Annotated in this window: 9 protein-coding genes; 6 read left to right on the forward strand and 3 right to left on the reverse strand. The window is 72.0% G+C overall.

All coding sequences use genetic code 11. The features are described from left to right. From G6W55_RS36290 to G6W55_RS36315, 6 genes are all read left to right on the forward strand, one after another. Window positions 1-411: Lrp/AsnC family transcriptional regulator (locus G6W55_RS36290; protein WP_175524877.1), on the forward strand; the 411-nt coding region annotated here is incomplete at its 5' end. A gap of 19 nt (window positions 412-430) precedes the next feature. Next, window positions 431-1,795: an aspartate aminotransferase family protein gene (locus G6W55_RS36295; RefSeq protein WP_175524878.1), complete on the forward strand. Its 1,365-nt coding sequence runs from the start codon at window positions 431-433 to the stop codon at window positions 1,793-1,795. 204 nt (window positions 1,796-1,999) lie between these two features. Further along, complete coding sequence (locus G6W55_RS36300) at window positions 2,000-2,743, forward strand: ABC transporter ATP-binding protein (protein ID WP_175524879.1); 744 nt, start codon at window positions 2,000-2,002, stop codon at window positions 2,741-2,743. Continuing rightward, window positions 2,725-4,044: a hypothetical protein gene (locus G6W55_RS36305; protein WP_175524880.1), complete on the forward strand. Its 1,320-nt coding sequence runs from the start codon at window positions 2,725-2,727 to the stop codon at window positions 4,042-4,044. The genes G6W55_RS36300 and G6W55_RS36305 overlap by 19 nt, the downstream gene beginning before the upstream one ends. Before the next feature lie 99 nt (window positions 4,045-4,143). After that, the gene (locus G6W55_RS36310) at window positions 4,144-4,563 is read left to right on the forward strand and encodes a VOC family protein (protein ID WP_175524881.1); all 420 of its coding nucleotides are present in this window, start codon (window positions 4,144-4,146) and stop codon (window positions 4,561-4,563) included. A gap of 206 nt (window positions 4,564-4,769) precedes the next feature. Continuing rightward, complete coding sequence (locus tag G6W55_RS36315) at window positions 4,770-5,468, forward strand: LAETG motif-containing sortase-dependent surface protein (RefSeq protein WP_175524882.1); 699 nt, start codon at window positions 4,770-4,772, stop codon at window positions 5,466-5,468. Window positions 5,469-5,476: 8 nt separating this feature from the next. Here G6W55_RS36315 and G6W55_RS36320 read toward each other — a convergent pair whose 3' ends face one another. The 3 genes from G6W55_RS36320 to G6W55_RS36330 all read right to left on the reverse strand — a co-directional run. Then, the gene (locus tag G6W55_RS36320) at window positions 5,477-6,505 is read right to left on the reverse strand and encodes an ABC transporter ATP-binding protein (RefSeq protein ID WP_175524883.1); all 1,029 of its coding nucleotides are present in this window, start codon (window positions 6,503-6,505) and stop codon (window positions 5,477-5,479) included. Next, window positions 6,505-8,169, reverse strand: coding sequence for an iron ABC transporter permease (locus tag G6W55_RS36325; RefSeq protein ID WP_175524884.1), 1,665 nt, complete (start codon window positions 8,167-8,169; stop codon window positions 6,505-6,507). Before G6W55_RS36325 ends, G6W55_RS36320 begins: the two co-directional genes overlap by 1 nt. Then, window positions 8,145-8,966: thiamine ABC transporter substrate binding subunit (locus G6W55_RS36330; RefSeq protein ID WP_175524885.1), on the reverse strand; the 822-nt coding region annotated here is incomplete at its 5' end. The genes G6W55_RS36325 and G6W55_RS36330, both read right to left, overlap by 25 nt.

Raw genomic sequence — 8,966 nt, forward strand, 5'->3', positions numbered from 1 at the left:
CAGCTCCAGGAGGACGGCCGCCGGCCCTACGCCGCGATCGGCAAGGCCGTCGGCCTGTCCGAGGCGGCCGTGCGCCAGCGCGTCCAGAAGCTGCTCGACCAGGGCGTGATGCAGATCGTCGCCGTCACCGACCCGCTCACCGTGGGCTTCCGGCGGCAGGCGATGGTCGGGATCAACGTCGAGGGCGACGTGGAGTCCATAGCCGAGGCGCTCACCGACATGGCGGAGGTCGAGTACGTGGTGATGACCGCGGGCTCGTTCGACATCCTCGCCGAGATCGTCTGCGAGGACGACGACCACCTGCTGGACGTCATCAACAAACGCATACGGGCCCTGCCCGGCGTGCGCTCCACCGAGAGCTTCGTCTACCTGAAGCTGAAGAAGCAGACCTACATGTGGGGAACCCGATAACCGTGAGGACCCGATAACCGTGAGCACCAAGGACCTCAGCCGCACCGCGTACGACCACCTGTGGATGCACTTCACCCGCATGTCCTCGTACGAGAACGCGCCCGTCCCGACCATCGTCCGGGGCGAGGGCACCTACATCTACGACGACAAGGGCAAGCGGTACCTCGACGGTCTCGCGGGCCTGTTCGTGGTGCAGGCCGGTCACGGCCGCACGGAGCTGGCGGAGACCGCCTTCAAGCAGGCCCAGGAGCTGGCGTTCTTCCCGGTGTGGTCCTACGCCCACCCCAAGGCCGTGGAACTCGCCGAGCGGCTCGCGCACCACGCGCCCGGCGACCTCAACAAGGTCTTCTTCACCACCGGCGGCGGCGAGGCGGTCGAGACCGCCTGGAAGCTCGCCAAGCAGTACTTCAAGCTCCAGGGCAAGCCGACCAAGTACAAGGTCATCTCCCGCGCGGTCGCCTACCACGGCACCCCGCAGGGCGCCCTGTCGATCACCGGCCTGCCGGCCCTCAAGGCCCCCTTCGAGCCGCTCGTCCCGGGCGCGCACAAGGTGCCGAACACCAACATCTACCGCGCCCCGATCTACGGCGACGACCCCGAGGCGTTCGGCCGCTGGGCCGCCGACCAGATCGAGCAGCAGATCCTGTTCGAGGGCCCGGAGACCGTCGCCGCCGTCTTCCTGGAGCCGGTGCAGAACGCGGGCGGCTGCTTCCCGCCCCCGCCCGGCTACTTCCAGCGGGTGCGCGAGATCTGCGACCAGTACGACGTGCTGCTCGTCTCGGACGAGGTCATCTGCGCCTTCGGCCGCCTCGGCACCACGTTCGCCTGCGACAAGTTCGGCTACGTCCCGGACATGATCACCTGCGCCAAGGGCATGACCTCGGGCTACTCCCCGATCGGCGCGTGCATCGTCTCCGACCGGCTCGCCGAGCCGTTCTACAAGGGCGACAACACCTTCCTGCACGGCTACACCTTCGGCGGCCACCCGGTGTCGGCCGCGGTGGGCCTCGCCAACCTCGACCTGTTCGAGCGCGAGGGCCTCAACCAGCACGTCCTCGACAACGAGGGCGCCTTCCTCCAGACCCTCCAGAAGCTGCACGACCTGCCGATCGTCGGCGACGTCCGCGGCAACGGCTTCTTCTACGGCATCGAGCTGGTGAAGGACAAGGCCACCAAGGAGTCGTTCAACGACGAGGAGACCGAGCGCGTGCTCTACGGCTTCCTCTCCAAGGCGCTCTTCGACAACGGCCTGTACTGCCGTGCCGACGACCGCGGCGACCCGGTCATCCAGCTCGCCCCGCCGCTGATCTCCAACCAGGAGACCTTCGACGAGATCGAGCAGATCCTGCGCGCGACCCTCTCGGAGGCGTGGACCAAGCTGTGAGCAACGCGCACTGATCTTCCTTCTGGATGATCAACACCGGCCCCGGTGGCGTCCGTTCGAGTGAGAAACGGACGACCGGGGCCGTGTGCTGTCCGGACCGCCCCTCGTGCCTGCCTAGCGTGCTCGTGACCGATCGGCCCCGTCTTCGTTCCCCCGGACGGGGGATCGCACGGGAACCACAGATCTGAACCGAGGTGTACGCCCATGGAGGCCCCGCCGGACAACGACGTGCTCTGGGCACGCTCCCTGCACTTCACCCACCGGGACGGCTCACCCGCCCTCGGCGGTGTCTCGCTGGGCGTGCGCGAGGGCGAGATCCTCGCCGTCAGCGGCCCGCGCGGCAGCGGCAAGACGACCTTGCTGCACTGTCTGTCCGGCATGTCGTGCGCCCAGCGCGGCGAGGTGTGGTTCAACAGCGTCCCCGTGCACACCATGGGCCCGATGGCCCGCGAACGGCTGCGCCGCGACCGCTTCGGCTGGATCGACCCGGCCCCGGTCCTGGTCCCCGAGCTGAACGTCTGGGAGAACGCCGCCCTCCCCCTGATGCTGCGCGGCACCAGCCGCCGCCGCGCCAAGGCGGCCGCCATGGAGTGGCTGGAGCGCCTCGACATCGGCGACCGGGCCCGGCACCGCCCCGACGACCTCACCCAGGCCGAACGCCAGCGGGTCTGCATCACCCGAGCGCTGGCCCCCGCCCCTTCCGTCCTCTTCGCCGACGAGCCGACGGCCCCCCTCTACCGCGCCGACCGCAACCACGTCCTGCGCACCCTCACCACGGCCGCCCGCTCGCACGGCATCACCGTCGTCCTGGCCACCCACGACCCGGAGACCGCGGCGCTCGCCGACCGCACGGTCTCCCTCATGGACGGGCGCCGCGTCACCACCGTCCACCTCCCGCCGGTCACGGAGCCGGAAGGCCGGGGCGCCCCATGCTCGCTCTCCGTCTGAGCCGCAGCGCCCACCCCGCCGTCCAACTGCGCCGTCTGCTGGTCGCGGCGGCCTCGGCGGGCACCGGCTTCCTGCTGCTGTGCACCCTCGGCCACGCCCTGACCCACCCCGAGGCGTCGGCGACGTCCGTGCTCCGCCTCGCCTGGTGCGTGATCCCGCTGGCCGCGACGGTCTACTTCGCGCTGGCCGTGGCCCGCACCGACCCCGGCACCCGGCCCCGCCCGGGACTGGCGGCGATCGGCCTGGGCCCGGTCCGGCTGATGGCCGTCTCGGCGACCACGACGGCCCTGTCCACGCTGCTCGGCTCCATGCTGGCCCTGCTGCTCTTCCTGCATCTGCGCGGCGACCTCACCGGCATGCCCTTCGACGGCGCCGCCGCCGACTTCCTGGCCGCCGACGCCGACCTGCCGCTGCCGGCCACCCTCACCCTGCTCGCCCTGGTCCCGCTCGCCTCCTCGGTGTCCGTGGCCCTGATGCTCCGGCCCCGGGACACCCGCCTCGCCGCCCGCGCGGCGGCCCCGAAGCTGTTCGGCACGGCCGGCGCACTGCGGCCCGCCGGTGCCGGGGCGGGGCGGGCGACGCCCGGGCCGCGGACCGGCGACGACCGTGTACGGGCCGGAATGGACGCACCCTCCGCGTCCGAAGCGGCCCCGGCCACCGAGCCGGCCGCCGCCCCGGAGTCCCGGATCGAGCGCCCCGACCCCACGGCCCTGCCCTGGGGCGCGGCCCTCCTCGCCGCCGGGCTCGCCGTCGAGGGGTACGCCAGCCGCACCGCCACCGGCGCCGACGTCCCCCTCCCCACCGGCCTGCCCACCGGCCCCGCCGCGGTCCTCCTCGGCTGGACCCTCACCGCCGTCGGCCTCGCCCTCGCCGGACCCGGCCTCACCCACCTGTGCGGCCGCCTCCTCCAGGCGGTCCGCCCCGGCGCCCTGCGGCTGCTCGCCGGGCGCGGCCTGATGGAGGAGTCCGCCCGCATCGGCCGCCCCCTGGGCGTGGTCTGCGCGGTCGCCTCCGGCGCGTACACGATGGCCGTCCTCTACGACCCCTCCGACCCCGCCTTCGGCCCGCTCACCACGCTCGGCGCACTGGTCGTCGCCGGCAGCACCGTCGCCACGCTCGTCACCGCCGCCGTGGAGGCCCGCCAGGCCCGCGCCGAGACCACCGCCGCGCTGCTCCGCCTCGGCGCCCCCACCAAGACCCTGCGCAGCGCCGCCGCCCTGCGCACCGGCGCGCTGCTCGCGCTGTTCGTCCCGCTCACCCTGGTCGTGGCCGAACTCGCGGCGCTCCCGCTGGCCCGCTGAGAGAAATTCCGGCGCCCGCCGATGAGTTCCGCCGGCGCCCCCGGTCTACCCCTGCGAACAGCACGCACCCGACGCACACCGCTCGATGGGAGAGACCCGATGACCGCCCCCGCCTACCAGCAGATGATCTTCGTCAACCTGCCCGTGAACGACCTCGACGCCTCCAAGAAGTTCTTCACGGAGCTGGGCTACACGATCAATCCGCAGTTCAGCGACGAGAACGCGACGTCCGTGGTGATCAGCGACACCATCGTCGCGATGCTGCTCACCAAGCCGTTCTACGCGACCTTCACCAAGAAGGAGATCGCGGACGCCACGAAGACCAGCGAGACCCTCATCGCCCTGAGCGCCGAGAGCCGCGACAAGGTCGACGAACTGGTCGACCGCGCCCTCGCCCTGGGCGCCACCCCGAGCGGCCAGACCCAGGACATGGGCTTCATGTACGGCCGCGCCTTCGACGACCTCGACGGACACACCTGGGAGATCATCTGGATGGACCCGTCGGCGGTCGAGGGCTGATCGGGGGCCGAGGGGAAGGGCGTTGAAACGTCCCGGCGGTTAATAAGCGGGCAAAGCCGGGGAGTTCACAGGGGTCCATGGATTGACACTTCTTATGGAACGCTTATAGACCTGTGAGCCTGCTGGGGATGGTGACGCACTCGGCTTCACCGGGGGCGCCATCTCCCCCTCCACCCCCCGCAGTTGCGCTCCCCGTAAGGACAAACGTGTCCCTTTCCCGCCGTACCGCCCGGCGCTCCGTGCGCGCCCTCGGCGTCACCGCCGCGTCCGCCGCCCTCGCGCTCGGCGCAGCCGGCTACGCGTTCGCCGATGACATCGACCTCTTCTCCGCCTCCGCCTCCTGTGTCGGCGGAAAGGGCGTCATCACCGTCACGGACAAGGACCCGTCGGGTGCCCCGGCCACGGTCACCGTCTTCCTGGAGAACAACAACGCCGACGTCCGCCAGGTCGGTGCCCAGGAAGTCAAGGGCACGGCAAAGGGCGCGACCATATCCTTCGCCGAGGAGTGGGAGCCGAGCGCCGTCTACCGGATCCACATCAAGAGCGGCGAGGTCAACAAGGACATCGACCCCTTCCTGACCGCCCCCGCCAAGGCGTGCCAGGCCGACGACACCGCATCCCCGTCGGGCACCCCGTCCGGCACCCCCTCGGCGACTGCCTCCGCCTCCCCCTCGGAGTCGGCGGACACCGAGTCCCCGGCGCCGTCCGAGCCGTCGGCCGGTGGCGAGGACACGCCCGCCCCGGCGGGCAACGACGTCCAGCCGGCCGCTCAGCAGTCCAACCTGGCCGAGACGGGCGCCAGTTCCAACACCGGCCTGATCGTCGGCGTCGCGGCGCTCCTCGTCGTCCTCGGCGGCGGCGCGGTGTTCTTCGGCCTGCGCCGCCGGGGCTCCGGCGACCGCTGACCTCGGGCCTACGCCCCGTCGGCGAGTACGACGGTCTCCGCCCGGTCGAAGGTCACGCCGACCGTGTCCCCGACCTCCGGCGCCTCCCGCAGGGCGCACGCCGCCTCCAGGGCGGGCGCGCCCTCGGGCCGGAGCCGTACGGTGACATGGGTGCCCTTGAAGGTGCGGGCGAGGACCGTGCAGCGCAGGCCGTCCTCGGCGTCGGTCAGCAGGACCCCGGCGGGGCGCACCAGCAGGGTGCGGGGGCCCTGCGGGGAGCCTGCGGGCACCGCGACCTTGCCCCACGGGGTGACCGCGACCTCGTCGGTGACGGTCGCCGGCACCACGTTGTCGAAGCCGAGGAACCGGGCGACGAACGCGCTCGCCGGCCGCTGCCACACCTCGAGGGGCGTACCGGACTGGGCGATCCGGCCGTCCCTCATCACCACGACCCGGTCGGCGAGCGCGAACGCCTCGCCCTGGTCGTGCGTGACCGCGAGCACGGTCGTCCCCAACCGGCCGAACAGTTCCCGCAGTTCGACGACCAGCCGCTCCCGCAGCGAGCGGTCGAGCTGTCCGAGCGGCTCGTCGAGCATGAGCAGCCGGGGCCGGGGCGCCAGGGCGCGGGCGAGCGCGACGCGTTGCTGTTCGCCGCCGGAGAGCGAGGCCACGGCCCGCCGGGCGGCGCCGGGCAGCCCGACCAGCTCCAGCAACTCCCCCACCAGAGTCTGCCGTTGCCCCTTCGGGACGCCGTGCATACGCGGCCCGAAGGCCACGTTGGCGCCGACGTCCCGCTGCGGGAAGAGCTGATGGTCCTGGAACATCAGGCCCAACTCCCGCTTGTGCGCGGGTACTCCGGACTGGTCGCGGCCGTCGAGCAGCACCCGCCCGGAGTCGAGGGGCTGGAGTCCGGCGACCGCGCGCAGCAGCGTGGACTTGCCGCTGCCGCTGGGGCCGAGCACACATACGATCTCGTGCTCGGCGACGTCGAGGCCGACGCCGTCGAGCACGGCCCGTCCGCCGAAGCGCACGGTCGCGCCCTGGAGGCTCAGCAGCATCAGAACTCCCCCGTCCGGTCGGTCCGCAGCCGCTCCAGGACCAGCAGGGCCACCGCGCACACCAGCATCAGAATCGTCGAAAGGGCCATCGCCTGGCCGTAGTTCAGTTCCCCGGCGCGGCCGAGCAGCTTGGCCACGGCGACCGGCAGGGTCGGGTTGTCGGGGCGGGCGATGAACACGGTCGCGCCGAACTCCCCGAGCGACACCGCGAACGCGAACCCGGCGGCCACCAGCAGCGCCCGCCGCACCATCGGCAGGTCCACCTCCCGCCACACCCGCCACGGCGACGCCCCCAGCACCGAGGCCGCCTCCCGCAGCCGTCCGTCCACGGCCCGCAGCACGGGCAGCATGGTCCGTACGACGAAGGGGACACCGACCAGGGCCTGCGCGAGGGGCACGAGGATCCAGGTGGCGCGCAGGTTCAGCGGGGGCTCGTCCAGGGCGATCAGGAAGCCGAAGCCGACGGTCACGGCGGAGACGCCGAGCGGCAGCATCAGCAGCGCGTCGAAGCCCCGCACCAGCCGTCCGGCGTCGCGCCGGGTGAGCGCGGCGGCGGCCAGTCCGCCGATCACCACCGCGATGGCGGTCGCGGCGAGGGCGTACTCCAGGGAGTTGCCGATCGCCTCGATCGGCGGCACCAGGAAGACATTGCCCTCGTCGCTCGTCAGGGCCCGGTAGTAGGCGAAGTCCGGCGCGTCGAAGGACCGTTGGACCAGGACGGCGAGCGGCAGCACGAGCAGCAGGCCGATGCTCGCGAGCACCGCGGCGAGCAGCGCCCACTGTCCGGTCCCGCGGGGCCGCCGGGCCGTGCCCGAGGCGTCCACCAGGCGCAGCGCGGTCTCCCGCCGCCGTACGGTCCAGGCGTGCACGGCGAGGATCGCGCCGACGGCGGCGAACTGGACGACGGTGAGCACGGCCGCCGTGGACAGGTCGAAGATCTCGGAGGTCTGCCGGTAGATCTCCACCTCCAGGGTGGAGAAGGTCGGCCCGCCCAGGATCTGCACCACACCGAAGGAGGTGAAGGTGAACAGGAAGACCATGAGCGCGGCGGCGGCGACGGCGGGCCCGAGCGCGGGCAGGGTGACCGTGCGCCAGGCGCGCAGCCGGGAGGCGCCGAGCAGCCGCGCGGCCTCCTCCTGCCGGGGGTCGAGCTGGGCCCACAGTCCGCCCACGGTCCGTACGACGACGGCGTAGTTGAAGAAGACGTGCGCCAGCAGGATCGCCCACACGGTGGTGTCGAGGCGTACGCCCCACAGTTCGTCGAGGAGTCCGCCGCGGCCGACGAGCGCGAGGAACGCCGTACCGACGACGACCGTCGGCAGCACGAACGGCACGGTGACGACGGCCCGCAGCACCTGTTTGCCGGGGAAGTCGAGGCGGGCGAAGACGTAGGCGCCGGGCAGCGCGATCAGCAGGGTGAGGGCGGTGGAGGCGAGCGCCTGCCAGGTGGTGAACCACAGGACGTGGCGGATGTCGGACTGCGCCAGGACCTCGCCAAGCCGGCCGAGCCGCCACATCCCGTCAACCCTGAGGCCGCGCGCGAGGATCGCGGCGACCGGGTAGGCGAAGAACAGCCCGAAGAACGCGACGGGCAGGGCCATCAGCCCCAGCCGCGCCGCGTTCCCGCGCCGCCGGGCGGCTACTTCAGTACGAGCGAGGTCCACGACTTGACCCACTGGTCACGGTCGGCGGCGATCTTCGCCGGGTCCATCGTCGCGGGGTTCTCGGCGGCGGGACCGTACCGGGTGAACTCGGCGGGCACGGCCGCGCCCTTGAGGACCGGGTAGACGAACATGTTGAGCGGCATGTCCTCCTGGAACCTCTTGCCGATCAGGAAGTCGATCAGCGCCTTGCCGCCCTCGGCGTTACGGGCGTTGCTCAGCAGGCCCGCGAACTCCACCTGCCGGAAGCAGGTGCCGGTCGCCACCCCGGTCGGCGCGGTGGCCGGCTTCGGGTCGCCGTAGATCACCTCGGCGGGCGGCGAGGAGGCGTACGACACGACGAGCGGCCGGTCCGCCTTGGCCTTCTTGCCGCCGGCCGAGCCGGAGAACTCCTCGTTGTACGCCTGGTCCCAGCCGTCGACGACCTTCACACCGTTGGCCTTGAGCTTCTTCCAGTAACCCTCCCAGCCGTCGTCCCCATACTGGGCGGCGGTGCCCAGCAGGAAGCCGAGGCCGGGTGAGGAGGTGGAGGCGTTCTCGGTGACGAGGAGGTTCTTGTAGGCGGGCTTGATCAGGTCGTCGTAGGAGGTGGGCGGGGCCAGCTTGTGGTCGGCGAAGTACTGCTTGTCGTAGTTGACGCAGATGTCGCCGTAGTCGACCGGCGTGACCCGGTGCTTGCCGGCGTCGAGCTGGAAGCGGGTGTCGACCTGGTCCAGGCTCTTGGCCTCGTACGGCTGGAAGAGGCCGTTGTCGAGGGCGCGGGAGAGCAGGGTGTTGTCGACGCCGAAGAAGACGTCGCC

Origin of the sequence: Streptomyces sp. CAI-85, from assembly GCF_013363615.1 — a bacterium.
In the GTDB taxonomy this organism is placed as follows: Bacteria; Actinomycetota; Actinomycetes; order Streptomycetales; family Streptomycetaceae; genus Streptomyces; species Streptomyces antibioticus_B.